The organism is Streptomyces sp. NPDC047453, assembly GCF_040643155.1.
In the GTDB taxonomy this organism is placed as follows: domain Bacteria; phylum Actinomycetota; class Actinomycetes; order Streptomycetales; family Streptomycetaceae; genus Streptomyces.
In genome coordinates, this window is record NZ_JBEYTS010000027.1 from 79,603 (window position 1) to 105,171 (window position 25,569).

General features: G+C 72.6%; 28 protein-coding genes and 2 pseudogenes. 14 read left to right on the top strand and 16 right to left on the bottom strand.

What is annotated here, in order from left to right; translation table 11 throughout:
* Positions 1-141 precede the first annotated feature (141 nt).
* Positions 142-1,224 (bottom strand): MerR family transcriptional regulator, encoded by a 1,083-nt coding sequence (locus ABZ818_RS23325; protein WP_361417742.1) that lies wholly within the window; start codon positions 1,222-1,224, stop codon positions 142-144.
* A gap of 73 nt (positions 1,225-1,297) precedes the next feature.
* Entirely contained in the window at positions 1,298-1,897 is a 600-nt protein-coding gene (locus ABZ818_RS23330; protein WP_361417745.1) for a DinB family protein, read from the bottom strand.
* A gap of 123 nt (positions 1,898-2,020) precedes the next feature.
* On the opposite strand from ABZ818_RS23330, the gene ABZ818_RS23335 reads away from it, so the two are divergent.
* Complete coding sequence (locus tag ABZ818_RS23335; RefSeq protein WP_361417748.1) at positions 2,021-2,479, top strand: universal stress protein; 459 nt, start codon at positions 2,021-2,023, stop codon at positions 2,477-2,479.
* 91 nt (positions 2,480-2,570) lie between these two features.
* The gene (locus tag ABZ818_RS23340) at positions 2,571-2,861 is read left to right on the top strand and encodes a hypothetical protein (RefSeq protein WP_361417751.1); all 291 of its coding nucleotides are present in this window, start codon (positions 2,571-2,573) and stop codon (positions 2,859-2,861) included.
* A 43-nt stretch (positions 2,862-2,904) separates the two neighbouring features.
* Here ABZ818_RS23340 and ABZ818_RS23345 read toward each other — a convergent pair whose 3' ends face one another.
* Positions 2,905-3,138: a hypothetical protein gene (locus tag ABZ818_RS23345; protein WP_361417754.1), complete on the bottom strand. Its 234-nt coding sequence runs from the start codon at positions 3,136-3,138 to the stop codon at positions 2,905-2,907.
* 95 nt (positions 3,139-3,233) lie between these two features.
* Here ABZ818_RS23345 and ABZ818_RS23350 point away from each other — a divergent pair, with 95 nt between their 5' ends.
* Positions 3,234-3,725, top strand: coding sequence for a hypothetical protein (locus ABZ818_RS23350; RefSeq protein WP_361417757.1), 492 nt, complete (start codon positions 3,234-3,236; stop codon positions 3,723-3,725).
* 103 nt (positions 3,726-3,828) lie between these two features.
* On the opposite strand, the gene ABZ818_RS23355 is transcribed toward ABZ818_RS23350, so the two are convergent.
* Positions 3,829-4,044 (bottom strand): dodecin, encoded by a 216-nt coding sequence (locus tag ABZ818_RS23355; protein WP_361417760.1) that lies wholly within the window; start codon positions 4,042-4,044, stop codon positions 3,829-3,831.
* 255 nt (positions 4,045-4,299) lie between these two features.
* On the opposite strand from ABZ818_RS23355, the gene ABZ818_RS23360 reads away from it, so the two are divergent.
* The gene (locus ABZ818_RS23360; protein ID WP_361417763.1) at positions 4,300-5,547 is read left to right on the top strand and encodes an extracellular solute-binding protein; all 1,248 of its coding nucleotides are present in this window, start codon (positions 4,300-4,302) and stop codon (positions 5,545-5,547) included.
* 123 nt (positions 5,548-5,670) lie between these two features.
* Here the strand turns inward: ABZ818_RS23360 and egtD are convergent, their stop codons facing one another.
* The 6 genes from egtD to ABZ818_RS23390 all read right to left on the bottom strand — a co-directional run bounded on the left by egtD (position 5,671) and on the right by ABZ818_RS23390 (position 11,317).
* The gene (gene egtD / locus ABZ818_RS23365) at positions 5,671-6,633 is read right to left on the bottom strand and encodes an L-histidine N(alpha)-methyltransferase (RefSeq protein WP_361417766.1); all 963 of its coding nucleotides are present in this window, start codon (positions 6,631-6,633) and stop codon (positions 5,671-5,673) included.
* On the bottom strand, positions 6,630-7,421 hold the full coding sequence (gene egtC / locus ABZ818_RS23370; protein ID WP_361417769.1) for an ergothioneine biosynthesis protein EgtC: 792 nt from the start codon (positions 7,419-7,421) through the stop codon (positions 6,630-6,632). Before egtC ends, egtD begins: the two co-directional genes overlap by 4 nt.
* Positions 7,421-8,782 (bottom strand): ergothioneine biosynthesis protein EgtB, encoded by a 1,362-nt coding sequence (egtB, locus tag ABZ818_RS23375; RefSeq protein WP_361417772.1) that lies wholly within the window; start codon positions 8,780-8,782, stop codon positions 7,421-7,423. The genes egtC and egtB overlap by 1 nt, the downstream gene beginning before the upstream one ends.
* Complete coding sequence (gene egtA / locus ABZ818_RS23380; protein WP_361417775.1) at positions 8,779-10,128, bottom strand: ergothioneine biosynthesis glutamate--cysteine ligase EgtA; 1,350 nt, start codon at positions 10,126-10,128, stop codon at positions 8,779-8,781. Before egtA ends, egtB begins: the two co-directional genes overlap by 4 nt.
* A gap of 296 nt (positions 10,129-10,424) precedes the next feature.
* Positions 10,425-10,880 carry a type II toxin-antitoxin system PemK/MazF family toxin gene (locus tag ABZ818_RS23385; protein ID WP_361417778.1) on the bottom strand — a complete coding sequence of 152 codons (456 nt, stop codon included), beginning with the start codon at positions 10,878-10,880 and terminating at the stop codon, positions 10,425-10,427.
* Positions 10,881-10,903: 23 nt separating this feature from the next.
* Positions 10,904-11,317, bottom strand: a complete 414-nt coding sequence (locus ABZ818_RS23390) for a hypothetical protein (RefSeq protein WP_361417781.1) — start codon at positions 11,315-11,317, stop codon at positions 10,904-10,906.
* 145 nt (positions 11,318-11,462) lie between these two features.
* On the opposite strand from ABZ818_RS23390, the gene ABZ818_RS23395 reads away from it, so the two are divergent.
* Together ABZ818_RS23395 and ABZ818_RS23400 are read left to right on the top strand one after the other, a co-directional pair.
* Entirely contained in the window at positions 11,463-12,155 is a 693-nt protein-coding gene (locus ABZ818_RS23395; RefSeq protein WP_361417784.1) for a helix-turn-helix domain-containing protein, read from the top strand.
* An 810-nt stretch (positions 12,156-12,965) separates the two neighbouring features.
* The gene (locus tag ABZ818_RS23400; RefSeq protein ID WP_361417787.1) at positions 12,966-13,406 is read left to right on the top strand and encodes a hypothetical protein; all 441 of its coding nucleotides are present in this window, start codon (positions 12,966-12,968) and stop codon (positions 13,404-13,406) included.
* A gap of 61 nt (positions 13,407-13,467) precedes the next feature.
* On the opposite strand, the gene ABZ818_RS23405 is transcribed toward ABZ818_RS23400, so the two are convergent.
* Both ABZ818_RS23405 and ABZ818_RS23410 read right to left on the bottom strand, forming a co-directional pair.
* A complete protein-coding gene (locus ABZ818_RS23405) occupies positions 13,468-14,667 on the bottom strand; it encodes a glutathionylspermidine synthase family protein (protein WP_361417790.1) in 1,200 nt (399 codons plus the stop codon).
* A gap of 3 nt (positions 14,668-14,670) precedes the next feature.
* Positions 14,671-15,021, bottom strand: a complete 351-nt coding sequence (locus ABZ818_RS23410) for a hypothetical protein (RefSeq protein WP_361417793.1) — start codon at positions 15,019-15,021, stop codon at positions 14,671-14,673.
* A 382-nt stretch (positions 15,022-15,403) separates the two neighbouring features.
* On the opposite strand from ABZ818_RS23410, the gene ABZ818_RS23415 reads away from it, so the two are divergent.
* On the top strand, positions 15,404-16,057 hold the full coding sequence (locus tag ABZ818_RS23415) for a PASTA domain-containing protein (protein ID WP_361417796.1): 654 nt from the start codon (positions 15,404-15,406) through the stop codon (positions 16,055-16,057).
* Positions 16,058-16,142: 85 nt separating this feature from the next.
* Here ABZ818_RS23415 and ABZ818_RS23420 read toward each other — a convergent pair whose 3' ends face one another.
* Positions 16,143-16,706 (bottom strand): NAD(P)H-dependent oxidoreductase, encoded by a 564-nt coding sequence (locus ABZ818_RS23420; RefSeq protein ID WP_361417799.1) that lies wholly within the window; start codon positions 16,704-16,706, stop codon positions 16,143-16,145.
* A 121-nt stretch (positions 16,707-16,827) separates the two neighbouring features.
* On the opposite strand from ABZ818_RS23420, the gene ABZ818_RS23425 reads away from it, so the two are divergent.
* Both ABZ818_RS23425 and ABZ818_RS23430 read left to right on the top strand, forming a co-directional pair.
* Positions 16,828-17,517, top strand: a complete 690-nt coding sequence (locus ABZ818_RS23425) for a TetR/AcrR family transcriptional regulator (RefSeq protein WP_361417802.1) — start codon at positions 16,828-16,830, stop codon at positions 17,515-17,517.
* Between the two features lie 546 nt (positions 17,518-18,063).
* Positions 18,064-19,110: a LacI family DNA-binding transcriptional regulator gene (locus ABZ818_RS23430; protein WP_361417805.1), complete on the top strand. Its 1,047-nt coding sequence runs from the start codon at positions 18,064-18,066 to the stop codon at positions 19,108-19,110.
* Between the two features lie 195 nt (positions 19,111-19,305).
* Here ABZ818_RS23430 and trxA read toward each other — a convergent pair.
* Positions 19,306-19,686 (bottom strand): annotated as a pseudogene (trxA, locus tag ABZ818_RS23435) (thioredoxin); the annotation flags it as partial.
* Between the two features lie 132 nt (positions 19,687-19,818).
* On the opposite strand from trxA, the gene ABZ818_RS23440 reads away from it, so the two are divergent.
* Entirely contained in the window at positions 19,819-21,249 is a 1,431-nt protein-coding gene (locus tag ABZ818_RS23440) for an NAD(P)/FAD-dependent oxidoreductase (protein ID WP_361417808.1), read from the top strand.
* Positions 21,250-21,316: 67 nt separating this feature from the next.
* On the opposite strand, the gene ABZ818_RS23445 is transcribed toward ABZ818_RS23440, so the two are convergent.
* The gene (locus ABZ818_RS23445) at positions 21,317-21,961 is read right to left on the bottom strand and encodes a peptide deformylase (protein ID WP_361417811.1); all 645 of its coding nucleotides are present in this window, start codon (positions 21,959-21,961) and stop codon (positions 21,317-21,319) included.
* A gap of 209 nt (positions 21,962-22,170) precedes the next feature.
* Here ABZ818_RS23445 and ABZ818_RS23450 point away from each other — a divergent pair, with 209 nt between their 5' ends.
* Both ABZ818_RS23450 and ABZ818_RS23455 read left to right on the top strand, forming a co-directional pair.
* Positions 22,171-22,605 carry a BlaI/MecI/CopY family transcriptional regulator gene (locus tag ABZ818_RS23450; RefSeq protein ID WP_361417814.1) on the top strand — a complete coding sequence of 145 codons (435 nt, stop codon included), beginning with the start codon at positions 22,171-22,173 and terminating at the stop codon, positions 22,603-22,605.
* Between the two features lie 6 nt (positions 22,606-22,611).
* Positions 22,612-23,541, top strand: coding sequence for a M56 family metallopeptidase (locus ABZ818_RS23455; protein ID WP_361417817.1), 930 nt, complete (start codon positions 22,612-22,614; stop codon positions 23,539-23,541).
* A gap of 21 nt (positions 23,542-23,562) precedes the next feature.
* On the opposite strand, the gene ABZ818_RS23460 is transcribed toward ABZ818_RS23455, so the two are convergent.
* Positions 23,563-23,910, bottom strand: coding sequence for a tetratricopeptide repeat protein (locus ABZ818_RS23460; RefSeq protein WP_361417820.1), 348 nt, complete (start codon positions 23,908-23,910; stop codon positions 23,563-23,565).
* Between the two features lie 154 nt (positions 23,911-24,064).
* Between ABZ818_RS23460 and ABZ818_RS23465 the strand changes: the two genes are divergently transcribed.
* Positions 24,065-25,030 carry a pirin family protein gene (locus ABZ818_RS23465; RefSeq protein WP_361417823.1) on the top strand — a complete coding sequence of 322 codons (966 nt, stop codon included), beginning with the start codon at positions 24,065-24,067 and terminating at the stop codon, positions 25,028-25,030.
* A gap of 122 nt (positions 25,031-25,152) precedes the next feature.
* Positions 25,153-25,376, top strand: a pseudogene (locus tag ABZ818_RS23470) (recombinase family protein); the annotation flags it as partial.
* Positions 25,377-25,569 lie beyond the last annotated feature (193 nt).

Sequence of the window (25,569 nt, forward strand, 5' to 3'; positions counted from 1 at the left end):
GGCTCTGGGCCCTCGGAGGGGACTTCTACGTCCGTCCCCTGAAATACGCCAAGCCTTGACCTCGTCGGCCGTGACGAGTGAGCCTTTCCCGGAGTCGGTGCTGACTGGGTGACGGTCAAGTCCGCCGTCGAACCGACCGGATCAGTTCTCCAGGCGGACCGGCATCAGGAGCGAGAACGTGTGCTCGTCGTCGGGGCGGCGGATGACGAGGGGGGCCGTGGGGGTGGTGAACTCCAGGAGGAGTTCGGGGCGGGATCCGGCGGTGAGGGCGTGGTGGAGGAAGTCGCGGTTGACGGCGATGTGGTGCTGGTCCTCGTCGCCGTCGCCGCAGACGGTCACCGTGCCGTCGTCCGCGAACTTCAGCACGCTGAGGGCACAGGGCGGGCCGTCCTGGTTCCGTGGCTCACTCGTACGGACGGGGCCGGTCGCCAGGGTCTCCCGGAGAGCGGCGACATCGACGAGGGTGCGTCGGCGGTCGGGCAGGTGGACGAGGCGGCGGTAGTCGGGGAAGTCGTGGTCCAGGCACTGGCCGGCCGTCTGGCGGTCGCCGGCCTCCAGTGTCACGCGGCCGCCGTCGACGGTGAGTTCCGCGGTTTCCTCTCCGTCCAGCAGCGCCCGCATCGCGTCGGCGAGGGGAAGGGGCACGATGATCTGCACCCGTCCCGCGTCGTGTCCGGTGGTCCGGGTCCGCGCTACGGCCAGCCGGTACCGGTCGGTGGCCACCGCGCGCAGGTCTTCGCCCTCGATGTCGAACAGGAGCCCGCAGAGCATCGGCAGTTCCGGATCGGTACTGGCCGCGAAGCGGACCGCGTCCAGCGCGGCGGCCAGTTCCGGGGCGGGGGCGGACAGCCGGACTGTTGCGGTGCGGAGCGAAGCCATGGGGTTCTCCCTGTGGTCGAGTACGGCTCGAAGTGCGGAGAGCTCGCTGCGGGCGTCGGACAGGCCCCGTTCGAGACGGCGCAGGTGCGCCTGAAGGAGCCCGCGCACCAGGTCGGTGTCCGCGTTGGACCAGCCGGCCAGCACCAGCCGGATGTCCGCCAACGGCATCCCGGCCCGACGCAGCCGGGCCAGCAACCGCGCCTCGTCGAGCTGACCGGGCTCGTACCAGCGGTAGCCGCTCACCGGATCCACCCAGGCGGGGACCAGCACCCCGGACCGGTCGTAGAACCGCAGCGCGCTCACGCCCAGTCCGCTGTCCCGGGCCATCTCCCCGATACTGCGCATCTCGCTCTCCACACCCCGAACCCTGAGGCCTCGACCAGGTCGAGGGTCAACTGAGCGCGGGATCAGCCTTGGATCAGCCCTCGCCCGCCTCCCGCGCGGTGCGCTCCAGGCGGCCTCGGTGGTTCTCCCACCAGGCGCGGTCGCCTGGAGGGATGTTGCCGACGCCCTGTGACAGGCCTACGGTCCCGTCGATGAGTTCCCGGACGATGTCGGCGTGGCCGGCGTGCCGCTGGGTATCGGACAGCACGCGGACCAGGACGTGGTGCAGGGTCACCTCTCGCCGCTCCTCCGGCCACCACGGGACGTGACCGGTCGCGTCGAGCGGCAGCTGCGAGATCGTCCCGTCCGCGTGCCCCCAGGCCTGCCGGTAGAGCCCGACGATCTCCTCGCGCGACTCGTCCGCGGTGGCCCACATGTCCGCGTTGGGCTCGGCGTCCTCCGTGTACCACCAGGGCGGCGGATCCCCCTTGAAGAACGGCCGTCCGAACGTGTCGCCGAAGTAGCCGAGTTCCACGCCGGCGGTGTGCTTGACCAGCCCCAGCAGGTTGGTGCCCGTGGGGGTCAGAGGGCGGCGTACGTCGTATTCCGAGAGCCCTTCGAGCTTCCACAGCAGGGCGTCACGGGCGTCTTGCAGATAGCGGAGAAGGTTCGCCTTCGGGTCTGCTTCGATCATGCCGGGCAGTCTTCCAGCCGCCACTGACAACGGGGCCCGCCTGTCGCCCGGGTGCGTGGGGCGGGTGCGGGAGACAAGCTGAGAGTACGGATCCAGGGCAGGTGAGTCACGAGCGACCTGACGGTGTCCGCCGCACGGATCGTGGTCGGCGTCGACGGCTCCGAGCCGTCGAAGGCCGCCCTGCGCTGGGCGGCGCGGCAGGCCGCCCTGACAGGTGCCGTGATCGAGGCGGTGACCGCGTGGGAGTACCCGCTGTGGTACGGCGCCAGCCCCATGGCCGCCGGTTTCGATTTCGCGGACAACGCGGCGAAGATCCTCAGCCAGGCGCTCGACGAGACCTTCGGCCCCGACCGGCCGGTCGAGATCCGGCCCCGGGTCGAGCACGGACACCCGGCGGCCGTGCTGCTCGAGGCCTCCCGGGAGGCGGAACTGCTGGTCGTGGGGAACCGGGGGCACGGCGGATTCACCGAGGCGCTGCTCGGGTCGGTCGGCCAGCACCTCGTTCAGCACGCGGCGTGCCCGGTGGTCGTCATCCGCGGCCCCGTACCGAGCGCCGCCCATGGGGCCAACGGTGTGGGGTGAGGCCATGTGGCCCTATGACACAGGGCGTCGGCCGGGCGAGTGTGGAAGGGCGCGGGACCCGAGCGCGGGAGCAGGAAGGATGGGTGACGTCATGGCCGCATCATGGACCACCCCCGGGGTCTTCACCGGCCGGGGCGGCGTACGGACCGACGAGGCGGGGGTCGTCACCGGCAACCTGACCGTCCACACCACCTGGGACGGCAACCATGCCGACGTGACGGTCGGGTACACCGGCACCTCCGAATGGTTCACCCTCACCGGAAGCCCCGTGCCCTGCCGTTCCGAGCGGCGCAGCCGGGAGCTGCACCAGGCCGTGGTGGCCGCCGTCGGCGAGGGTGGCGGAGCCACCATCGAGCAGACGCGGGTGAAGGAAACGACCTGACCGACTCGTTCTGTTCCTTCCCGGCGGATCGTTACCGTGGCGCTCAGGCGCGCGTGTCGTCGGGTTCGGGACCCCAGTACTCCGGGCCGCCCCCGCGCCAGTCGATCAGCGGGGAGACCGAGACCTCCACGGGATCGACGTCCAGCCCCGCGCGGCGCAGGAACTCGGCGACGTCGGCGACGCTGTAGGCCAGCCCCAGGATCTCGCCGTTCACGCGGACGCGCCGGCCACCCGTCGGGGAGGGCGGGTGCACGATCACAGGCAGTGGTCCGGGCATGTACCCAGCATCGGATGCGGGCCGCGCCGCCGCATCCGGACGGCGGCGGTCCGTGCCCCGGCCTGCTCCGGGGAGGGCCCGATTACGCTGTCCGGGTGACGGACAGCTACAGACGGCCGCTCGCCGTGTTCGACCTGGACAACACCCTCGCCGACACGGCGCACCGGCAGCGCTTCCTCCAGCGCCGCCCGCGCGACTGGGACGCCTTCTTCGCGGCCGCGCCCGACGATCCGCCGATGGGGCAGGGGGTGGAGCTGGCCCGCCGGAGCGCGGTGGAGTGCGAGATCGTCTACCTCACCGGGCGGCCCGAGCGGTGCCGCCGGGACACCCTGGACTGGCTGGCCGCCCACGGACTGCCCGAGGGGCGCCTGCACATGCGGCGCGACGGCGACCGCAGGCCGGCCCGCCGCACCAAGCTGGAGATCCTGCGGCGGCTCGCCCGCGGCCGGGAGATCCGTGTCCTCGTGGACGACGACGAGCTGGTGTGCGCGGACGCCGAACTGGCGGGGTTCCGCGTCCTGCGCGCCCGCTGGACGGCGCCGTCAGCCGAGTTGAGGACGGCGCAGGAGAGCGAGGGGCGTACCTGAGCCGCAGGAGGGCCGGAGCCACGCAGCAAGAGGGACGCAGCAAGAGGGACGCGCCAAGAGGGATGTACGAGGGGGAGGGACGAGAGCGGGGGCCGCAGGCGCGTCAGTCCGCGTCCTCGATCCGGAAGCCGACCTTCAGGCCGACCTGGTAGTGCTCGATCCGCCCGTCCTCGATCTGGCCCCTGACCTGGGTCACCTCGAACCAGTCCAGGTTGCGCACGGTCTGCGAGGCGCGCGTGATGGCGTTGCGGATGGCCTGGTCGACGCCTTCGTGCGAGCTGCCGACGATCTCCGTGACCCGGTAGGTGTGGTCGGTCATGCGGGTGGCTCCTCTCGGCGGGCGGCGCCGGTGACGCGGGTATGGGGCGCCATGACTTCCGGGCGCGCGTGTGGCGCGCGTCACTCCACCGTGCCGCATGCGGAGGCGCGGCGCGAGACGAAGTAGTGCGGCAAGCGGGACATCACTTGACCCGGGCATTGGTCCATACCAAAATCGCAGCCACACCCGCGCGAGCCCCTGCTCGTCCCCCCACGTCGGGCCCTTCCCTGTGCGTCGGAAAGAACAGGACCCCTCGTGAGACCTCGCCTCCTCGCTCTGGTGTGTGCGTCCTCCTTCCTGGTCAGCGCCTGCGGCGTGCTGTCGCCGGGCGGAAGCGGGCGGCACACCGTCACCGTGTGGATGATGAAGGGCAGCGCGTCGCAGGACTTCCTGAACCGCTTCACCGAGGACTTCGAACGCACCCACGGCGACCTGCGCCTCGACATCCGCATCCAGGAGTGGACCGGTATCGGTCCGAAGGTGCAGGCCGCGCTCACGAACCGCTCCGAGGGCGGCCCCGACGTCATCGAGGTCGGCAACACTCAGGTCGCGCAGTACGCCAAGGGCGGCAGGCTGACCAACCTGACGCTGGAGTCGATGCGGGACTGGGGCATGCGGGACTGGCTGCCCGGCCTGGCCGAACCGGGGCTGGACAACTCCTCCCAGTACGGCATCCCGTGGTACGCGGCCAACCGGGTCGTCATCTACCGCAAGGACCTGTTCGAGCAGGCGGGCATCACCAAACCGCCCCGCAACCGGACCGAGTGGCTGGCCGCGAGCGAGAAACTCAACTCCGGGGCCAACCAGGGGATCTACCTCGCCGGACAGGACTGGTACACGCTCTCCGGCTTCATCTGGGACGAGGGTGGCGACCTCGCCACGGAGACCGACAGCGGCTGGAAGGGCACCCTGGACAGTGAAGCCGCTCTGCGCGGCATGGACTTCTACCGGCAGCTCCAGGCGCTGGGCCGGGGCCCGGTCGACGCCGACGAGGAACACCCGCCGCAGGCGGAGGTGTTCGCCGAGGGCAAGGTGGCGCAGATCGTGGCGGTGCCCGGCCTCGCCCAGACCATCGTGGAGAAGAACCCCGACCTCAAGGACAAGTTGGGCTTCTTCCCCGTGCCGGGCAGGACCGCCGCCCGGCCGGGCTCGGTGTTCACCGGCGGCTCCGACCTCGTCGTGCCCCGTAACACCACCGACCGGGACGGCGCCGTCGCCGTGGTCGCCGCCCTCACCGGCGCCAAGTGGGACACCGACCTCGCCCGCACCATGAACTACGTTCCCAACAAGACGAAGCTCGCCGCCGCCGTCGCGGACGAGGAGGGGGTCGCGGCCATGGCGGCGGGCGCCGCACACGGCCGGGCGACCCCCAACACGCCGCTGTGGGCCACGGTCGAGGCCGACAACCCGATCAAGGACTACATGACGAAGGTGCTCTCCGGGGGCGACCCGGGGACGGAGGCCCGCCGCGCCTCACAGCGGATCACCGAGCAGTTGGCGTAACCCCCGGGCCCGCGGCGATGGACCCCGAGCCCTCCGGGCAACGGCCCGGAGGGCTCGGAGGGCTCGGAGGACCAGGAGGCCCTCAACGGCGTCCGGAGCCCCGCCCTCGACACCGGCCTCCCGTCACCGCACCACACTCAGCGACAGCGCGAAACGTTCCTCACCGTCGGTCCACCACCGCTCCAACTCAAGCCCCGCAGCGGCGAGTTCCACACTCACCCGGTCCTTGCGGAACTTCGCCGACACCTCGGTGCGCAGCTCCTCGCCCGCCGCGAAGTGCACGGCGAGATCGAGCGCGGGCACCTTCACCGTCTGCGCGGTGCGTGAGCGCAGCCGCATCTCGATCCGCTCGTTCGTCGTGTCCCAGAGCGCCACGTGGTCGAAGGCGTCCGGCTCGAAGTCGGCGCCCAGCTCGCGGTTGACCACGCTCAGGACGTTCTTGTTGAACGCGGCCGTCACCCCGGCCGCGTCGTCGTACGCCCTGACCAGCACGTCCTCGGCCTTGACCAGGTCGGTGCCGAGCAGCAGCGCGTCGCCGGGGGAGAGCAGGGCGCGCACCGAGGCCAGGAACTCGGCGCGTTCGCCGGGCAGCAGGTTGCCGATCGTGCCGCCGAGGAACGCCAGCAGCCTCGGGCCGGGGGAGTGGGGGAGGGCCAGGCCGGCGGTGAAGTCGGCGATCAGCGCGTGCACGTTCAGTCCGGGCCGCTCGGCGACCAGGGCCCGCCCGGCCTGTTCCAGCGCGGTGTCGCTGACGTCGACGGGGACGTAGGTGTGCAGTCGGGGCAGCGCGTCGATCAGATGGCGCGTCTTCTCCGAGGAGCCGGAGCCCAGTTCGACGAGTGTGCGGGCGGGCAGCGCGTCGGCGATCTCGGCGGCGCGGTCGGCGAGGATCTCCCGCTCGGCACGGGTCGGGTAGTACTCGGGCAGTTCGGTGATCTGCTCGAACAGCTCGCTGCCGCGCGCGTCGTAGAACCACTTCGGCGGCAGCGTCTTGGGGTCGGAGGTCAGGCCCTTCTGGACGTCGGCGCGCAGGGCCGCGGCCATGGCGTCCTCGGGCAGGGTACGGGTGATACGGAACTCACTCACGTGCGGGGCTCCTCGGATCGTGCGGATGCCAGGTCCTCGGTGGGGTCCTTGAGCGGGGTGAGCAGGACGTCCGTACGGCTCGCCGCGAGCAGGGTGCGGTCGGGCACCTCAACCCAGTGCGGGTCGTCGTCGTAGGGTTCGGAGGCCACCACCGTGCGGCGGCCGGGCTCGGCCAGGTACCACAGGCTGTCGCCCCAGGCGGTCGCGGTGATCGTCTCGCCGTTGGTCAGCAGCAGGTTGAGCCGCGAGCCGGGGGCCGCCGCGGCGACCTCCAGGACGGTGTCGGCTAGCGCCTGCCCCTCCTCGTCGCCGCCGCGGAGCCGGGCCAGCACCAGCGCCCACACGAGCGCCGAGTCGTTGCGGGCCTCCAGCGTCAGCAGGTCCCGCGGCGGCAGGGTCCGGGACACCGCGGCGAGCGAGTCCGGCCAGCCGGTGACGGCGCCGTTGTGGCTGAACAGCCAGGTGCCCGCGGCGAACGGCGCCGCCGCGGCCTCCGCGTCCGCGCCCGAGAGGGTCGCGTCCCGCACCGCGGCGAGCAGCGCCGAGGTGCGTACGACCCGGGACAGGTCGGCGAAGGACAGGTCGGCCCAGATGGGCCCGGCGCGGCGGTAGCGGGCCGGCACCGGGTCGCCCTCCGCGTACCAACCCACCCCGAAGCCATCGGCGTTGACCGTCCCGTGCCGCTGGTGCCGGGGCGCCCACGCCTGCCGGTACAGGCTGTGCGCCGGTTCCACCAGATACCGGCCGAGCGGCTCCTCGGGTCCCAGATAAGCCAGGTGACGGCACATCAGATGGCCTCCGAGCGGGCCGTGCGGAACCCGGAGAAGATCTGCCGCCGCACCGGGTAGTCCCAGTTGCGGAACGTGCCCCGGCAGGCCACCGCGTCCACGGCGAACGAACCGCCGCGCAGCACCTTGTACTCGGGCCCGAAGAACACCTCTGAGTACTCCTTGTAAGGGAACGCGGCGAAGCCCGGGTAGGGGAGGAGGTCGCTCGCCGTCCACTCCCACACATCCCCGATCAACTGCCGTACGCCGAGCGGCGACTCCCCGGCCGCATGGCTGCCTGCCGGGGACGGGCGCAGATGCCGCTGGCCGAGGTTGGCGTGCTCCGGCGTGGGGTCGGCGTCACCCCACGGGTAGCGCGTCGAACGCCCGGTCACCGGGTCGTGGCGCGCCGCCTTCTCCCACTCGGCCTCGGTGGGCAGCCGGCGCCCGGCCCAGCGGGCGTAGGCGTCGGCCTCGTACCAGCACACGTGCAGGACCGGCTCGTCGGGCGGTACGGCCTCGGTCGCGCCGAACCGGCGGCGGAGCCACTGCCCGCCGTCACGCCGCCAGTACAGCGGCGCATCGATGTCGTGCCGCCGTATGTGCGCCCAGCCGTCCGGCGCCCACCAGCGGGGCTCGGTGTAGCCGCCGTCCTCGACGAACGCCTGGTAGGCGGCATTGGTCACCGGGGTGGTGTCGATCCAGAACGGCGCGACCTCGCGCACGTGCGCGGGCCGCTCGTTGTCCAGCGCCCACGGCTCGGTGGAGGTGCCCATGGTGAACGGGCCACCGAGCACGAGGACTTCGGGCGGACCGGTGAACGGCGGGGCCGGCTCCGGGTCCGGTGCGGTCAGGGCCTGCGGGCCCCGGCGGAGCTGGTGGGTGATCAGCATGGTCTCGTCGTGCTGCTGCTCGTGCTGCGCGATCATGCCGAAGGCGAAGCCGGCCTCGGTCAGCCGGGTGCCGTGGAACGCGGTGGACTCCAGTACGTCCAGCACCCGGCCGCGCACCTCGGACGCATAGCCCCGGGCCTCGTCGGGGGCCATCAGCGGCAGCGAGGGGCGTTCGGCACGCGGATGCTCGAAGGCGTCGTAGAGGCTGTCGATCTCGGGGCGCATCGCCTCGCGGCCGGCGACCGCCCGCAGCAGCCACAGCTCCTCCTGGTTGCCGATGTGGGCGAGGTCCCACACCAGCGGGGACATCAGCGGCGAGTGCTGGGCGGTGAGGTCGGGCTCCTCCACGCAGGTGGTCAGCAGCGTGGTGCGGTCACGGGCCGTGGTGAGCGAGCGCAGCGCGCGCTCGCGCAGCGTCTCGGCGTCGGACGGCTCGGCGTCGAACGTCTCGGAGTCGATCGTCTCGGCGTCGAGGGCGGGATCGGTCATGGCGCGATGTCCTTCCCGTGGGCGGTGGGGGTTCCCCGGGTCGTACGGAGACCGGACCCCGGGTTCTCCGAGCCGTGCAGCCGGTCCAGCAGGTCGTCGGCGGGACAGCGGCCCCGGCGGACGTAGCGGTCCTGGAACGCCGCGACGGCGTCCGTGACCTCGGTGGTGGCGCCGAGCCGGGGCAGGGCCTCCAGGGCGGCGGCGAAGCAGGCGACGGCCGCCTCGCGCAGGTCGGGGTCGGCGAGCCCGGAGCGGGCCGCCTCGGTCCACAGCGGATTGTGCGGCGCGGGCAGCGGCCCGGACCGCTCGGCGAGGGGCTTCACCACCCGGTAGACGGTCTCTGCCGCCTCCGGGTCGTCGAAGAGCGCCGCGGTGACCGCCAGCGGCACGATCCACCCGTCGTCGCCGGGCTGAGCGTCGATCATGCGCAGTTCCAGATGGCCCCGCGGCCGGATCGGCGGGAACAGCGTCGTGAGGTGGTAGTCGAGATCCTCGCGGGTCGGCGGCCTCGGCCGGCGCGAGCTGATCCACCTGCGGAAGGTGAGCCCGTCGGGCACCTCCCACGGCCCGTCCTCGTGCCGTACGCACATCACCGGCGCGTCCAGCACGTGCCGGGCCCAGGCGGTGCGGGGACTGCCGTTCAGCGCGGGGGCGCCGGCCCGGCCCGGGCCGATCTCCATCCACATCAGCTGCCGGGTGGAGAGCCAGCCGGTGGGGCGCCGCGCCACCAGCGGGGAGTGGGCGAACGCGGCCACCAGCACCGCGCCCAGGTGGTGCGCCAGCCACCAGCGGCGCCCGTGGCCCAGCGGTCCGGGCTCCTCGTGGCCGGCGTCCACGCAGACCTGCACGGACGCCGAGGCGCACATCATGTGCCGGCCGGCCGGGCCACCGCGGTCCAGGCAGGCCTCCAGGGCGTCGTAGCGCTGCTCGCGCAGGAATCTGCGGGGGGTGTGCCAGGGATCGTGGCCGACACCGACGAGACGGAGTCCGTCCTCGGCCAGTACGGCGCGGACGGTGTCGAGGTCGGCGGAGACGGTACCGATGCACTCCATCAGGGAGGCGGCGGGCGGCGAGCTCAACTCCAGCTGGCCGCCGGGTTCGACGGTGAACGCCGACCTCAGGGGCATGGTCCGCAGTGCGGCATAGGCCGCTTCGAGACGTTCGGGTGTCACGGGGAGCCGCGGCGTACGCAGCTCATGGACGAGCCATTCCACTTCGACCCCTAGGGCGCGGGGCGGTCCGGTCTTGAAGCAGATGCCGCTGACCAGAGCCTCGGCCTCGGCTTCGGTGACGACGGTACGGGGTTCCGCACGGCCGTCCGCCGAGGTGGGTTGCGCATCGGACATGTCGGGATCCTCCTGAGATTCCACCATGCCGCCGGCCCGGCGGTCGGAGGGCCGGGCCGGGGCCGCACCGTCCCAGCCAAAACCCTCCGGCCGATTCGCACAAGGGTGCAAATCGCGACAATCGTGGCGCCAAATCTCCGTATCCGCGATATTTCAGACGCTCACCCGAGGTGCCGGGGCCCGGCGCATCCGCATGGGTCCGCCCCCTTCGCAGGGGGTCCCGCGGGTGCACCGGGCCCCGCGCCCGGTTCTACTCCGACCGGGTGACGTGGGCGCCGTGGCGCGCGGCCCGCGCGTCAGTTCCAGCCGTAGCGCTCCCGCAGGCGGTGCACCACGAGGCCGAACCGCATCCGGTCCAGCGCGCACGCCTCACGGCGCATGCCGTCCTCGTGCAGCCGCAGCACCCGGTCGACGTCCACCCACGAATCCCGTCCCGACCGGTCCCAGGGGCCGCTCCCGATGGCCACCCACTCGCGGTCGCCGTCGTGCGCCTTGCTGGACAGCTGCACCGCCAGGAGCGTCCCGGTGACCTCTCGGGCCACCACCAGCACCGGCCGGTCCTTGCCCCGGCCGTCGTTCTCCTCGAACGGCACCCAGGTCCAGACGATCTCCCCGGGGTCGGGGTCGCCGTCGTGCGCGGGCGCGTACTCGGTGTGCACCCGGCCGACCTCGCGCGGGTCGGCCTCGGTGGTGGCGGTGGGGCCGTAACGGCCGGGCACGTTCTCATCGGTGTCATCGGTAAAGGCAGTCACGGGGGAACCCTAGAACGTACGTATCAAGCCCCGTCACGGGGGCGGATCCGCATGCCGGGGCGGCGCCGGTGGACGGTGAGATAGGCCAGGCCGTCCGGGCCGGCGGTGAGGCTGCGGGTGGAGCCGTACGGCAGCCAGACGGTCGCGCCCTCCGTCAGTTGCCGGGGCTCGTCGCCGGTGCCCGCGCCGAGCACACCGCCGCCCGCGACGACGAACAGCAGGACGTCCAGGTCCGGTTCGCGGTGCGGTGCCACGCCCGTGCCGGGCGCCAGCCGTACGACGTTCGCGTCGAGCTGGCGCCCGGACTCCGCCAGCTTCCACAGCACGCCGCCCGGTACCGGCGGGGCGTCGGCCAGTGCCCGGGCGTCACACAGGATCCGCGGTTCCGGCTCCGCCGGGTCGCCCGGCCCGGTGTCGTACTCGGAAGGCGATGTCATCGTGCACCCCTCATTTCCCGGGCCCGTCATTCCCCATCGGGGCGGTCATCCCCCGGGTCCGCGTCCCGGGTCTACGATTATTACATGTAAGATTCGTGAAAATTGCCGGGTGAGAAGAGCTTCGGGTGAAAAGAGCTGAGTGGACGTGACCACCCCACGGGAGAGCCCCCGCCGAGGCGAGGTGCTGGACATGCTGCGGGCCGCGGCCGAGCCGCTGGGGGTCGCGGAGGCGGCCGAGCGGATCGGACTGCACCCCAACACCGTGCGCTTCCATCTCGACGCCTTGGTGGCCGAGGGCGTCGTCGTGCGCCAGGTCGAGGAACCCTCGGGGCCCGGCCGCCCCCGTACCGTCTACGCCCCCCGGCCCGGCATGGACCGCCGGGGCACGCGCAGCTACCGGCTCCTGGCGCAGATCCTGCTCGGGCAACTGGCCTCCCAGGGGCCCGGGGCGCGGGAGGCCGCGACGGAGGCGGGCCGCGCCTGGGGCGGTTACCTGGTCGATCCGCTGCCGCCCTCGCCGCCGCCCACGGCCGAGCGGGCGGCGGCCCGGCTCGTCGCCCTCCTGGACGACCTGGGCTTCGCCCCGGAGCCCGAGGGCGGCGGCGCCGGAGAACCACCGGAGCGGATCCGGCTGCGCCACTGCCCCTTCCTCGAACTTGCCGAGGAACACGGCCAGTTGGTGTGCCCGATCCACCTGGGCCTGATGCAGGGGGCGCTGGCCGAGCTACGTGCACCGCTGGTGGCGACCGGACTGGAACCCTTCGCGGAACCCGACTCCTGCCTGGCCCACCTGTCCACCCGCCCGGCGGGGTCGCCCGCGCCGGCGCCGGGTGGCTGACGTGAAGGGCGGAGGGGGCCGCGCTTTGGTGGATCTGGTGGGCCCGGTGGCCCGGTGGCCCGGTGGGCTCGGTGGCCGGTCCGGCGGCCGTGGTGGCCCGGCGGTCTGGTCGTCCGGTGGACCGGATGGTCCGGTGGGCCTGGCGGCTTGGTGGCCGTGGTGGCCCTGCCAGCCCTGGCAGACCTGGTGGGTTCCGTGGTCCGGCGTCCCCGGTGGCCGCGTGGCCTCGGTGGGTCTGGAGGTCCTGTCGGTCCGGCGGCCGTGGTGGCCCGGTAGCTCTGCCAGATCCGGCAGACCTGGTGGGTCCGGCAGCCAAGCGGCCTCGGTGGGCCTGGTGGCCTGTCGGCCCTGGCGGCCTGTCGGTCCGGCGGGCGTAGTGGCGCGGCACACCCGTCAGCGTCGGTGGACCTGCCGGATCCCGGCAGACCTGGTGGGTTCGCTGGTCCAGTAGGCCGGTGGGTCGGCGGCCCCGGGGCCTGGCGGCCACGCGGACTCGGTGGGCCCGGTGGCCTTGTAGGCCCGGCGACCCTAGTGGCCCGGAGACCTGCCAGTCCCGGCAGACCTGCCAGTCCTGGCGGACCTGGTGGGTCCGGCGGCCTAGCGGACCCGGGTGGGTGGCGGTCCCGGTGGGTCCGGCGGCGTCCCGGTGGCCTGGCTGGCCGGTGGTCCGGTGACTCTGGCGGACCCGGTGACTCTGGCGGGCCGGTGGCCCTGGTGGGCCCGATGGGCCGAGGGCCCTGTGGAGCGGCGGCCCGTTCGTCCCGGCAGGCCCGGCAGTTCCTGCACACCTTGCAGAAAGGCAATACATCGATGAACACCACGGCGGCCGCCATCGCGAGTGCGGTCACCTTCGTTTGGCTCGGTATGGTGCTGGCTATTTCCTTTCTTGAGGCCCCGTTGAAGTTCCGGGCCCCCGGCGTGACCATCCCCATCGGGCTGGGCATCGGCCGGCTGGTCTTCCGGGCGCTGAACCTCGTCGAGACCGTCCTGGCCCTCGTGCTGATCGTCGCGGTCGCCGCGGGCGAGCCTCCGGCCGGGGTCGCCGTGCTGACCGCGGCCGCCGCCGTGCTGCTCCTCGCCCAGTTGGCCTTCGTACGCCCCCGCCTCAACCGCAGGTCCGACCTGGTCCTGGCCGGTGAAGAGGCCGGCGAGGACCGTCCCCGTTCGCGCGGCCACCTGGCGTACGTGGCCCTGGAGATCGCCAAGGTGGCCGTCCTGATCGCCCTCGGCATCGGCCTGCTGACAGCGTGATCGGCGGCCCACCGCCCTGCCGCCGGTCCAGGCGGGGCGCCTCGCCGATGCCGTGCCGCGGTCAGTTGTTCCGCAGCCAGTGCGCGACCTGCTCCGGAGTGGAACGCGGCGCGTCGATGAGGTGGGGAACGAAACGGGACCGGCGGTCGGTGACGATCTCGTTGGATTCGCGGATGCCGACCCCGGCCGACCTGCCGCCGATGACCCACGAGCCGATCACCATGTGGTTGCCGTCGAAGGAGGGTGGCCGGTGGAACTGCTGGAACAGGAACGGGCCGTCGTCGAACCGGCCGGCCTGGTCGAAGTGGTGCTCCGCGGAACGGACCTTGATCGAGGCGCCCTCCCAGCCCCACAGGGGCTTGGCGACCCATTCGGCCAGATCGCGGGGACCGTCGAGGTAGGACGGCAGGAGGTTCGGGTGTCCGGGGTACAGCTCCCACAGCACCGCCAGCAGCGCCTTGGTGGACAGCAGCGCCTTCCACATCGGCTCGAGCCACTGCGTCGAACGGGGCTCGGCCTCCAACTGCGGGGCGTAGGCGCTCTCGAACGCCCAGTCCCACGGGTACATCTTGAAGCAGGAGTCGATGGGTACGTCGCTCAGATCCACGAAGCGCCGGATGCCGCTGTGCCAGCCGACGTCCTCCATCGTCAGGCCCACCGTGGGAAGGCCCGCTTCGACGGCCGTGTCCCGCAGGTACGCCGTGGTGATGATGTCCTCGTCGGGCTCGTCGACGGAGTGCGCGAAGTGGACCTGGCCGCCCAGCCGCGGAGCCAGTCGCTGCCACGTCCGCACCAGACGCTCGTGGATCGTGTTGAACTGGTCGCGGTCCGGATGCACGTCCTCCAGCCACTGCCATTGCAGCACCGCGGCTTCGAGCAGCGCCGCCGGAACGTCGCCGTTGTACTCGTACAGCTTGGCGTCGCCCGTGCCGCCCCAGGCGAAGTCGAACCTGCCGTAGATGCTCGGTGACTCGTTCTCGAAGGTCTCGAGCATCGGTCTCGCCCAGCGGGGGTCGATGCCGAGGCGTTCGACATCACCCTTCTCCAGGACGTTCCGGGCCGCTGTCACGCACATCGCGTGCAGTTCCTCGGTGACGTCCTCCAGGTAGTCCACCTCGCGCGAGGTGAGCACGTAGGCGGCGCTCTCGTTCCAGTAGGGCAACTTGCGGCCGTCGGGCAGTATTTCGGTGTGGAACGGAAGGCCTGACTGGAGCACCGTCTGCTCCCAGCCAGGCCTCGGGGTGCGGGGTTCGCGTCTCATGGATCAGCCGCCGACCGATCCGCCCTTGGCGGAGAAGCCGCCGCGGACGACGCTGCCGGACTTCGGCGCGGTGAACGAGCCGTTGCCCTTGCTGAGGTCGACCTTCTGTCCGACGGCGGGGACGTTCTTGCCCCGCGGGGTGTACCACCAGGCGTAGTTGCCCCCGCCGGCCCCGCCGGAGCTGCAGTGGTGGTCCGTCACGCGTTTCTGCGTCAGCCTGTCCATGCATGTGCCCTGGTAGTCCGGGCCGCTGGAGCAGCCGCTGAGGGCTATCGCCATCGCGACCGCGCCCACGGCGCCGACCGAGACCTCGAAGGAGCGGCGACGTGAACTGGTGTGCTGCTGACTCGTCACGAACAGATCCCTCCGGATACGTCTGCTGATCCGCGGCAGTGGTGTGCCGCGCGATACTGCGTCGCGACGGGCGGAGTCACCGGGGTACGGCCAGGCCACGTAAGCGACTTGAAATCGCCCGCGACAGGTCGACATGCCCCGTTCATTCCGACCGTCCCTCGCCATGTACAGGTACTTGGCCTGTCAAACATACCGTTGGCGCATTTGCGTAAGAACGGCGGAGTCATGTTCCGGTTGTCGTACGGGGCTTGCCGGAGGGACAGGGAGTGGCCTGGGCCGCTCTCCGCATGACCGGTGTCCGGGACCCGACGGTGGGATTTCCCCCTCTTTCATGACTGGTCTACCGTTATTCGCCTGTACCAGCACCACGTGGGGGGAATCCGTGCGAACTCGTCTCGCCGCCGCCGTTCTGACATGTGCCGTGGCCGGCGGCCTCGTGGCCTGTGAGCCCGCGGACGGCACCAAGTCGCCGGGCGGCGCCACCCCTTCGGTGTCGGCCCCCGTCGCCTCGGGGAGCAACGAGCCGGCGCAGGACGGCAAGCGGGGAGCGGACCAGCGGAAGAAGGTGCCGGCCTTCGTCGGTATGGGGTTGCAGTCCGCGCAGGACGCCGCCCAGGAACAGGGCTTCCACTCGCTGAAGTCGCACGACGCCCTGGGCCGCGGCCGGATGCAGGCGTTCGACCGGAACTGGAAGGTGTGCACGCAGAACGTGGCGGCGGGCACGACGGTCTCGACCGGTACGACCTTGGACTTCGGCACGGTCAAGCTGGAGGAGTCCTGTCCCGCGAAGGACGAGGCTCCGCCCTCGGTCAAGGGCGGGAGGATGCCCGACTTCAAGGGGAAGTCGGTGAAGGCGGCTCGCGCCGCCCTCGCCACGAGCACGTCGCTCACGGTGAAGGACGCGTCGCCGGACCACCGGTGGGTGCTGGTGGAGAGCAACTGGCAGGTGTGCTCGCAGACTCCGGGCCCGGGTACCGAGCTGAAGGGGCAGCCGGTGTCCTTCACGGCGGTCAAGTTCGGGGAGTCCTGCCCGTAGGCACGGGCATGGGACCGGGGCTCGGAGCCCCGCGGAAAGCCGGAAGGGGCCGGCGCCCAGCGGGCGCCGGCCCCTTCCGGGGCGCTCAGGCGGCAGCCACCTCGCCGGTGTGGCCGTGCAGGCGCGCGACGACCTCGGTGAGCTGGGCGGCGACCTCGGCGTCGTCGACCGGGTGGGTCTCGGCGAAGCGGGTCACGGAGCCGGGGATGGAGAGCTTGATGTCCTCGATCACCTTGCCGCCGGCGATGCCCACGGCCTTGCGGGTGTCGTCCTGCGCCCACACGCCGCCGTACTGGCCGAAGGCGGTGCCGATGACGGCGACGGGCTTGCCGACGAAGGCACCGGCGCCGAACGGGCGGGACAGCCAGTCGATGGCGTTCTTCAGGACGGCCGGGATGGTGCCGTTGTACTCGGGGGAGAAGAGCAGGAAGGCGTCGGCGGACCCGGCGACCTCGCGCAGCTTGGCGGCGGCGGCCGGCACGCTGCCCTCGACGTCGAGGTCCTCGTTGTAGAACGGGATGTCGGCCAGGCCCTCGAACAGCTCGACCTCGGCGCCCGCGGGGGCGAGCTTGATTGCGGCCTCGGCGAGCTGGCGGTTGTGCGAACCGGCGCGGAGGCTGCCGACGAGCGCGAGGATGCGAACAGACATGGGGGACTCCAAGGGGGGATGACACAATGGCGTTACAGATCCGGACCGAGGTCCGTTTAATTTTCTACCACCATAAGCGGACCACGGTCCAGTTCTGTTCCCGATGCCTTACGCTGTCTTCATGTCCCGCCCCTTGTCGCCCCTTCCGAAGCCCCAGGAGCCTCAAGAACCTCAGGAGACCCGGGAGCCGCTGACACAGCCGGTGTTGCTCGACTTCGGCGCCGGCGAGGACGAGCCCTGCCTGCGGGCCGACGCGGCCCGCAACCGCGCCCGGCTGCTGAACGCCGCCGCGCGCCTGGTCGCGGAGCACGGCGCGGCCGGAGTCACGATGGAGGCGGTCGCCGCGGCGGCCGAGGTGGGCAAGGGGACGGTCTTCCGGCGCTTCGGCGACCGCACCGGCCTGCTCAGGGCGCTGCTGGACCACTCGGAGCGGAAGTTCCAGGCCGCGTTCCTCAGCGGGCCACCGCCCATGGGTCCTGGCGCGCCGCCCGCCGAGCGGCTGCGGGCCTTCGGCTGCGTGGCGCTGCGCCGCGCGGCCGACGAGTTGGAACTGCAACTGGCGGCCGATCCGGGTCCGGCCCGCCGCTTCGGCGTACCCGCCCGCCAGGTCCAGTACGCCCATGTGGCGATGCTGCTGCGGCAGGCGGCCCCGGACGCGGACAGCGAACTCCTCGCTCACACGCTGATGGGGTACCTCGAGCCCGCCCTCATCCACCACCTGACCCGGCAGTGCCAGATGCCGATGGAGCGGCTGCAGGCGGGCTGGCACGACCTGGTCGCCCGAATCACCTCCACGGGGCCGACCTGCTGAGAGCCGGGGGACCGGTACGGCCGACTCGGCCGTGAGCGGCGTGTGCTTCCGTCGAACACCTCCGGCGGGCTTGTGTGGTGTTCGTGCCGAAGGGCGGAAGAACGGCGCTGAGAGCGGGCGTGCCCTGCGGGACGCCCGGATCGCCTGTGCCCCCGCCATCGCGGCCTCCGCGCGCGGCTTCCCGTCCGTGACCTACGTGTGTGCGGTCTTCCCGTACGTGGACGCGGTGGCCCCGTCATCACCCGGTGGGCGACATGGGCGGGCCGCGCGCCGGTCGGCCCCGTGGGGCCGGCCGCGATGTCCCCGGGGTCGCGCCGCGGGGCCGACACCAGCACCGGCACCAGCGCCGCGTCCTCGCCCGCCGCCCGCCGCCCGGGGCGTCGGACAGGCGGCGCGGCCCCGCAGAGTGCCTGGCAGGGTTACCCAGCCCGGCGGGGCGACCTACGCGTCCTTGCCCTCCGCGTACTGCCCCGCATCTGTTGCCGCTTCAACTTCCGTCTGGAATAGGGCAGTTCACCAGACGGACGGCCCACGGCTTCTGCCAAGATGCCGTACGTCATGGTGCAGATTCCCAAACCCGCCGCGCCCCCGTCGCCCGCTCCGCGCTCCGTGCCCACGAGCGCCGACGTGGCCCGACTGGCCGGCGTCTCGCGCGCGACCGTCTCCTACGTCCTGAACAACACCAGAGCGGTCCGCATCAGCGAGCCCACCCGCCGCCGGGTCCACGAGGCCGCCGAGGAACTCGGGTACGTACCGCACGCGGCGGCGCGCAGTCTGCGCGCGGGGCACAGCCGCATGGTCCTGATGCCCGCCCCGGCCATCCCGGCCGGCCCGCTCTACAGCCGCTTCCTGGAAGAACTCCAGTGGGCGCTCGGCCTCCTCGACTACACCGTCGTACAGCACGCCACCGCGGGCCTGCCCGGTGACGAGGCCGCCCGGGCCTGGGCCGAACTGCGCCCGGTAGCCGTCCTGGTGTCCGGCGTGGGCCTCGGACCCGCGGGCGTCTCGGTACTCAAACGCTCCGGCGCGCGTGCCGTCGTCACCCTCGGCCCGGAGCCCGTCGAGGGTGCCCACGCGCTGCTCATGGACCACGAGAGCGTCGGCCACCGGGCCGGTGTCCACCTGCACGCCCGTGGCCGGCGCCGTATCGGCGTGGTCGTGCCCGAGGAACGCGGACTGGACATGTTCTCCCGACCCCGGCTCGCCGGCGTACGGCGCGCCCTGCGCGGCACCGACAGCAGCGTGACCGAACTGCCCCTCGGCTACGACGAACGGTCCGCCGCCCACCTGGCCGCCCGCTGGCGCGACCTCGGCCTCGACGCGGTGTTCGCCTACAACGACGAGTACGCCATGCTGCTGATGCGCGCCCTGCAGGACGGGGGCGTACGCATCCCCGAGGAGACGGCCGTGATCGGCGCCGACGACCTCATGCTCGGGCGGCTGCTGCGGCCCCGGCTCAGCACCGTCCACATCGACCTGCCCTCCGGCCGCGACCTGGCCGAACTGGTCGACCGCGCCGTACGCGACCCCGGCGCCCCGCCCGAGCGGCACGCGGTACTGGGCGCGGCGGTGGTCCACCGCGAGTCCACATGACCCGCGAGTCCGCGTGACCGCGAGTGCACGTGACCCGCGCGACCCCCGTATGACTGACCCGCGACAGGCCGGCCGGCGCTACGACAAAGCGGTGGGCGCCACTCCCGAAGGGAGGACACCCACCGCCCGGCACGCTCGGAAAGCAGCCCGTCGAGACCTTACGGTCCGATCCGCCGACCGATCCACTGGCCGTGTCTACAGACCGTTCTGCTGCTCGGTGACCGCCTTGCGGACCTCGTCCATGTCCAGCTTGCGCGCCTGGCCGATCACGTCCGACAGGGCGGCCTCGGGCAGCGCACCCGGCTGCGCGAACACGGCGACCTGGTCACGGACGATCATCAGTGTCGGAATGGACTGGATGCCGAAGGCCGCCGCCAGTTCCGGCTGGGCCTCGGTGTCCACCTTGCCGAACACCAGGTCCGGGTTCTCCTCGGCCGCCTTCTCGTAGACCGGGGCGAACTGACGGCACGGTCCGCACCAGGACGCCCAGAAGTCGATCAGGACGAATTCGTTGTCCGTGACCGTCTGGTCGAAGTTCTCCTTGGTCAGCTCCACGGTGCTGCTCATGGCGTATCCCTCTTCCTGGTGCTTCCTGGTGTCGGCTTACCGGCGTGGGGTGAAGCCGTGGGCACAACACGGCCGACCCTACGGGTATTCCGCGCACGTACCCGTGTGGCCAGGGCGCACACCACCCACCAGACTGACCCCATGACCGAAACGGAAACCATCGCGTACGACGTCGTGGTGCTGGGCGCCGGACCGGTGGGGGAGAACGTGGCCGACCGCACCCGGGCGGCCGGCCTGTCCACCGCGATCGTGGAGAGCGAACTGGTCGGCGGCGAGTGCTCGTACTGGGCGTGCATGCCCAGCAAGGCCCTGCTGCGCCCGGTCATCGCCCGCGCCGACGCCCGCCGTCTGCCGGGCCTGGGCCAGGCCGTGCGCGGCCCCCTCGACGCCCCCGCGGTCCTCGCCCGCCGGGACGAGTACACCTCGCACTGGCACGACGACGGCCAGGTGCGATGGCTGGACGGCATCGGCGCCGACCTCCACCGCGGGCACGGCCGACTGGCCGGTCCGCGCACGGTCACGGTCGACGGCCCCGACGGCACGCGCAGGACGCTGACCGCCCGGCACGCCGTCGCCGTCTGCACCGGAACCGGCGCCCGGCTGCCGGACCTGCCCGGGCTCGACGCCGTCAAGCCGTGGACCAGCCGCGAGGCCACCAGCGCCGAACAGGTGCCCGGGCGGCTGATCATCGTGGGCGGCGGTGTCGTCGCCACCGAGATGGCCACCGCCTACCAGGCGCTCGGCTCGCAGGTCACCGTCCTGGTCCGGGGCAAGGGGCTGCTGCCGCGCATGGAACCCTTCGCCGGCGAACTGGTCGCCGACGCCCTCGCGGAGGCGGGCGCCGACCTCCGCACCGGCACGACGGTGGAGTCGGTCGCCCGCGAGAACGGCACCGTGGTCGCAGTCACCGGCAACGGCGACCGTGTCGAGGCCGACGAGATCCTCTTCGCCACCGGGCGCGCGCCGCGCACCGACGACATCGGCCTGGAGACGGTGGGCCTGGAGCCCGGCTCCTGGCTGCCGGTCGACGACAGCCTGCGCGTGCAGGGCAGCACCTGGCTGTACGCGTGCGGCGACGTGAACCACCGTGCGCTCCTCACCCACCAGGGCAAGTACCAGGCCCGGATCGCGGGCGACACGATCGGCGCCCGTGCGGCCGGTGTGCCCCTGCTGGAGGCGGACCCGTGGGGCGCGCACGCCGCCACCGCCGACCACCACGCCGTACCGCAGGTCGTCTTCACCGACCCGGAGGCCGCGGCCGTGGGCCTGTCCCTGGCCGAAGCCGAGCAGGCCGGCCACCGCGTCCGGGCCGTTGACGTCGACCTCTCCTCGGTCGCCGGGGCCGGTCTGTACGGCGACGGCTACCGCGGCCGCGCCCGCATGGTCGTCGACCTCGACGCCGAGATCCTGCGCGGTGTCACCTTCGTCGGCCCCGGCGTCGGCGAACTGCTCCACTCGGCGTCCGTCGCCGTCGCCGGCCAGGTTCCGATCAGCCGCCTGTGGCACGCGGTCCCGTCGTACCCGACGATCAGCGAGGTGTGGCTGCGCCTGCTGGAGGCCTACCGGGGCTGACCACGCGCCTTCAGAACCGCCCCGGCCGTTGCGGCAGTTCGCGCAGGGGAGGTGCCCCGGTGCTCGCCTACGGCAACTCGAAGCCGAGCGCCCGCGCGGCCTCCGCCGGGGTCGGCTGGGTCCAGCGGTGCGCCATCGCGTCGTTGGAGGAGAGGGAACGGAGTTCGGCGCGGTCGAGGTAGAGGGTGCCGCCGAGGTGGTCGGTCTCGTGCTGGACGATCCGGGCGGGCCAGCCCGAGAACGCCTCGTCCACCGCGCGCCCGTGCTCGTCCAGGGCCCGCAGGCGCACCTCGGCGTGCCGTGCCACCACGGCCTGCCAGCCAGGGACGCTCAGGCAGCCCTCGTAGAACGCGGCGCGCGCGGTGCCGACGGCCTCGTACGACGGATTGACCAGCACGCGGAAGGGGAGCGGCACCCGTCCGCGCGCCACTCGTACCTCGTCCGGCACCGGTGCCGGGTCCTCCACGACCGCGATCCGCAGTCCGACCCCGACCTGCGGTGCGGCCAGTCCCACGCCCGGCGCCGCGTGCATGGTGAGGCGCATCGCCTGAACGAAGCGGGCCAGCAGCTCGGGCTCCAGTTGGCCGTCGAACGGTTCGGCGGCGCGTCGCAGCACCGGGTCGCCGGCGGCGACGATGGGCAACGGGCCGCCGTCGGCGAGGAGTTCCTCGACCTGCTCGGTCAGGGGCGTACGCGCACGGGGGGTAGCCATCACGCCAGGATGCCACGGCGCTCGCCCGGCCCGGCCCGCCTGGCGCAGGCAGGCCACCAACCTGGCGCGTGACCGGCGCCGGTACGGCCTGACGGGGGTGAGGCGGCGCCGGTTCCCGCTGGGCGTGCAGCACCTGCGGCAGCACCCCCGACCGGGCCGCCGGTGTGAAGTAGCGTGGTGCGACACGCCGACGCCGGAGGGAGACGCACATGACGACACAACACCGGCGTGCCCGGCGCGGGCAGGGCGAACTGGAGAGCCAGGTGCTCGGCGCGCTCCGTGAGGCGGACGGCCCGGTCACCGCGGCCTGGGTGCAGCAGCGGCTCGGCGGCGACCTCGCCTACACCACCGTGGTCACCATCCTGACCAGGCTGCTCGCCAAGGATGTCGTCTCCCGCGAGCGCCGGGGCCGCTCCTTCGTGTGGACCCCGACCGCGGACGTCGCCCGCCTCGCGGCGCTCCGGATGCGCCGGCTGCTGGACGGTGAACGGGACCGCGAAGCCGTGCTGACCAGCTTCGTCACCACGCTGCCGCCCGGCGACGAGCAGGTGCTGCGCGCACTGCTGGACACCGCGGACGCCGCGGACAACGCCGACAGGGCCGACAGGGCTCGACACCCGAGGGACGTCGGTACGGAACACTGACGCCTCATGGGGCTCTACGTCTTACTGCCGCTGTTACTGCCGCTGTCCGCCTGGCCCGTCGCACGCCTGGCCGCACCGCGCCTGCACCCGCGCACGGCCACCCGGCTGCTGACCCGGGTGGCCGCCGTCATGGGCGGATGCAGCACGCTGTGCCTCGCCCTGCTCACGGTCGTCGGCAGCGCCCAACTGACCGGCAGCCCGGTTCCGGACGAATGGGCCGATCCCGAGTTCAGGGCGGCCGTCTCGCGCGACCGGGTCGCGGGCCGTGCGGCGATCCCCGCCCTGGGACTGGTCGCGGTGGCCTGCGGGCGCACCCTGTGGCGCCACCGGCGGGTGGCCCGCCGCGCCCGGCGGGCCCTGACCGGGCTGCGCGGCGCACCCGTCGTGGTCCTGCCCGACACCACGCCGTACGCCTACGCCCTGCCCGGCAGCCTTGACCGGATCGTCGTCACCACGGCACTTCTGGACGGCCTCGCCCCGGACGAACGGCGGGCCCTGTTCGCGCACGAACGCGCCCACCTGGCGGCCCGCCACCACCGTCACCTGCTCACCGTGCACCTGGCGGCCTGCGCCAACCCCTTCCTGCGGCCGCTGCGGTCCGCCGTCGTCTACACCGCCGAGCGCTGGGCCGACGAGGACGCGGCCCGCGCGGTCGGCGACCGGCGCGTGGTCGCGCGGGCGATCGGCAAGGCGGCCCTGCTGTCGTCCGCCGCGCCCGCGCCCACCCTCGCCGCGGTGGCCGCCGGCGGCCCGGTTCTGCGTCGGGTCGCCGCCCTGCTGGCGCCGGCACCGGCGGGCCCGGACCGGCCGTCGGTCTTCACGGCGGTCGGCGCCGCCGTGTGGGGCGCCGCCGCCGGTGCGGTGGTGTCCGCGATGTCCTCGGCGAACTCCGCGGTCACCCTGTTCCTGCTCCTCCACCCGGCGGCGCCGCTCTGACCGCCTGTTCGCTCCGACCGTTCACCGGTCCCCGAAGTCGCCCGCGAGGGCGGAGGCGACGCGCAGGTGCGTCTCGGCCTCGTCCTGGCGGCCCTGCCGCTGGAGGGTGCGGCCCAGCATCAGCCGGGCGTAGTGCTCCACCGGATCGCGCTCGACGATGACGCGCAACTCGGCCTCGGCCCGGCGCAGTTGGGCCGAGTGGTAGTACGCACGCGCCAGCAGCAGCCGGGGGCCGGTCTGCTCCGGCACCTCCTCGACCAGCCCGCTCAGCACGCGGGCCGCGGCGGCGTAGTCCCGGGCGTCGAAGAACATCTGCGCCCGCTCCCAGCGCTCCGCCGGGGTTCCGTGCTCGTAGTACGTCGTGTCCACCAGTGACCTCCTTCGGTGCCTCGTTCGGAGCCACCGGCCGCAACAACAGGCACGATTGGTTGAATATTCCACTATGCTGCCGTCGCCGGCCGCGAAGGCCCGTGAACGACGGCAGCGGGGACTTTCGGCGCCCCCTGGGGCTAGGTTGGGTGCCATGAGCAATCTTGACCGCGAGTCGGTCCCCGCGGTGTGCGGCGGCCGTGGCTTCGTGGTGGCAGAGCCCGTACGGGAACTCCTCAGTCCCCGCCGCGTCAGGCTCGGCGAGTCCACCGAGGTGAGGCGGCTGCTGCCGAACCTGGGCCGCCGCATGGTGGGCGCCTGGTGCTTCGTCGATCACTACGGCCCCGACGACATCGCCGACGAGCCCGGCATGCAGGTCCCGCCGCACCCGCACATGGGCCTCCAGACGGTGAGCTGGCTGCACGAGGGCGAGGTGCTGCACCGCGACTCGACGGGCAGCCTTCAGTTGATCCGCCCCGGCGAGCTGGGCCTGATGACCTCCGGCCGGGCCATCAGCCACTCCGAGGAGAGCCCCAGGTCGCACGCCCGCTTCCTGCACGGCGCGCAACTGTGGGTCGCCCTGCCGGACACCCACCGCCACGCCGACCCGCGCTTCGAGCACCACGCCGAACTGCCGACGGTCACCGCCCCCGGCCTCAAGGCCACCCTGATCCTGGGCGACCTCGACGGCGCGACCTCGCCGGGCACGACGTACACCCCGATCACCGGCGCCGATCTGGCCCTGACCCGCGGCGCCGACGTACGCCTCCCGCTGGACCCGGACTTCGAGTACGCCGTGCTCTCCATGTCCGGCGAGACCCACGTCGACGGCGTACCCGTCCTGCCCGGCTCGATGCTCTACCTGGGCTGCGGCCGCACCGAACTCCCCCTGCGCGCCGAGTCGGCCGCGGGCCTGATGCTCCTGGGCGGCGAGCCGTTCGAGGAGGAACTGATCATGTTCTGGAACTGGATCGCCCGCTCCCAGGAGGAGATCGCCCAGGCCCGCCGGGACTGGATGGAGGGCACCCGATTCGGCGAGGTGAAGGGCTACGACGGCGCCCCGCTGCCGGCCCCCGAGTTGCCGCCGACGCCCCTCAAGTCGCGAGGAAGAGTTCGCTGACCTGCCGAAATGGCTGATCGGTGGTGACTGGTGGGCGACTCGCCGTCACGCGTTGCCCCCAGCCGTTCCGTCGCATGCGGGAAGGCGGCTGGGGTGGGCTGCAAGCTCGATGCGCGGGCGAGGGACTGTGGAAGGCCCTCGACTACCTGCGCGAGGGTGACACCTTCGTCGTCCCGTTGCTGGACCGGCTCGGCCTTTCTATCCAGGACCCCTCGCGATCGTGTCCGGCCTGCGCAAGCGTGGCGTCGGCTTCACCTCGCTGCACGAGGCGCTCGACACGACCACGCCCGGCGGACGCCTGGTCTTCCACGTGTTCGCGGCCCTGGCGGAGTTCATTCGCGAACTCACTACGTGCCCGAGCTGAAGGGCGGTCGCCTCGCACTCGCCGAAGCGACGAGCACGCCGGAACCATCCCAACCCACCAGGTCCGAGGACTGATCACCGCCGTTTGCGGCTGGGTTGGGTCGGGCCGGGGGGCGGTACTGGCCTTGCGACCAGCCCGTTTCCCCGACCCGCCCGCCGCACCCGCCGTGCGTGTC

Coding starts and splice junctions, on each gene's coding strand:
- ABZ818_RS23450 (WP_361417814.1), top strand. CDS start 22,171: ATGACGACACAACACCGGCGTGCCCGGCGCGGGCAGGGCGAACTGGAG.
- ABZ818_RS23355 (WP_361417760.1), bottom strand. CDS start 4,044: ATGACCGACCACACCTACCGGGTCACGGAGATCGTCGGCAGCTCGCAC.
- ABZ818_RS23455 (WP_361417817.1), top strand. CDS start 22,612: ATGGGGCTCTACGTCTTACTGCCGCTGTTACTGCCGCTGTCCGCCTGG.
- ABZ818_RS23325 (WP_361417742.1), bottom strand. CDS start 1,224: ATGCGCAGTATCGGGGAGATGGCCCGGGACAGCGGACTGGGCGTGAGC.
- ABZ818_RS23430 (WP_361417805.1), top strand. CDS start 18,064: ATGCCGTACGTCATGGTGCAGATTCCCAAACCCGCCGCGCCCCCGTCG.
- ABZ818_RS23445 (WP_361417811.1), bottom strand. CDS start 21,961: ATGGCTACCCCCCGTGCGCGTACGCCCCTGACCGAGCAGGTCGAGGAA.
- egtB (WP_361417772.1), bottom strand. CDS start 8,782: ATGACCGATCCCGCCCTCGACGCCGAGACGATCGACTCCGAGACGTTC.
- ABZ818_RS23420 (WP_361417799.1), bottom strand. CDS start 16,706: ATGTCTGTTCGCATCCTCGCGCTCGTCGGCAGCCTCCGCGCCGGTTCG.
- ABZ818_RS23390 (WP_361417781.1), bottom strand. CDS start 11,317: ATGACATCGCCTTCCGAGTACGACACCGGGCCGGGCGACCCGGCGGAG.
- ABZ818_RS23340 (WP_361417751.1), top strand. CDS start 2,571: ATGGCCGCATCATGGACCACCCCCGGGGTCTTCACCGGCCGGGGCGGC.
- ABZ818_RS23440 (WP_361417808.1), top strand. CDS start 19,819: ATGACCGAAACGGAAACCATCGCGTACGACGTCGTGGTGCTGGGCGCC.
- ABZ818_RS23330 (WP_361417745.1), bottom strand. CDS start 1,897: ATGATCGAAGCAGACCCGAAGGCGAACCTTCTCCGCTATCTGCAAGAC.
- ABZ818_RS23465 (WP_361417823.1), top strand. CDS start 24,065: ATGAGCAATCTTGACCGCGAGTCGGTCCCCGCGGTGTGCGGCGGCCGT.
- ABZ818_RS23405 (WP_361417790.1), bottom strand. CDS start 14,667: ATGAGACGCGAACCCCGCACCCCGAGGCCTGGCTGGGAGCAGACGGTG.
- egtC (WP_361417769.1), bottom strand. CDS start 7,421: ATGTGCCGTCACCTGGCTTATCTGGGACCCGAGGAGCCGCTCGGCCGG.
- ABZ818_RS23345 (WP_361417754.1), bottom strand. CDS start 3,138: ATGCCCGGACCACTGCCTGTGATCGTGCACCCGCCCTCCCCGACGGGT.
- ABZ818_RS23400 (WP_361417787.1), top strand. CDS start 12,966: ATGAACACCACGGCGGCCGCCATCGCGAGTGCGGTCACCTTCGTTTGG.
- ABZ818_RS23425 (WP_361417802.1), top strand. CDS start 16,828: ATGTCCCGCCCCTTGTCGCCCCTTCCGAAGCCCCAGGAGCCTCAAGAA.
- egtA (WP_361417775.1), bottom strand. CDS start 10,128: ATGTCCGATGCGCAACCCACCTCGGCGGACGGCCGTGCGGAACCCCGT.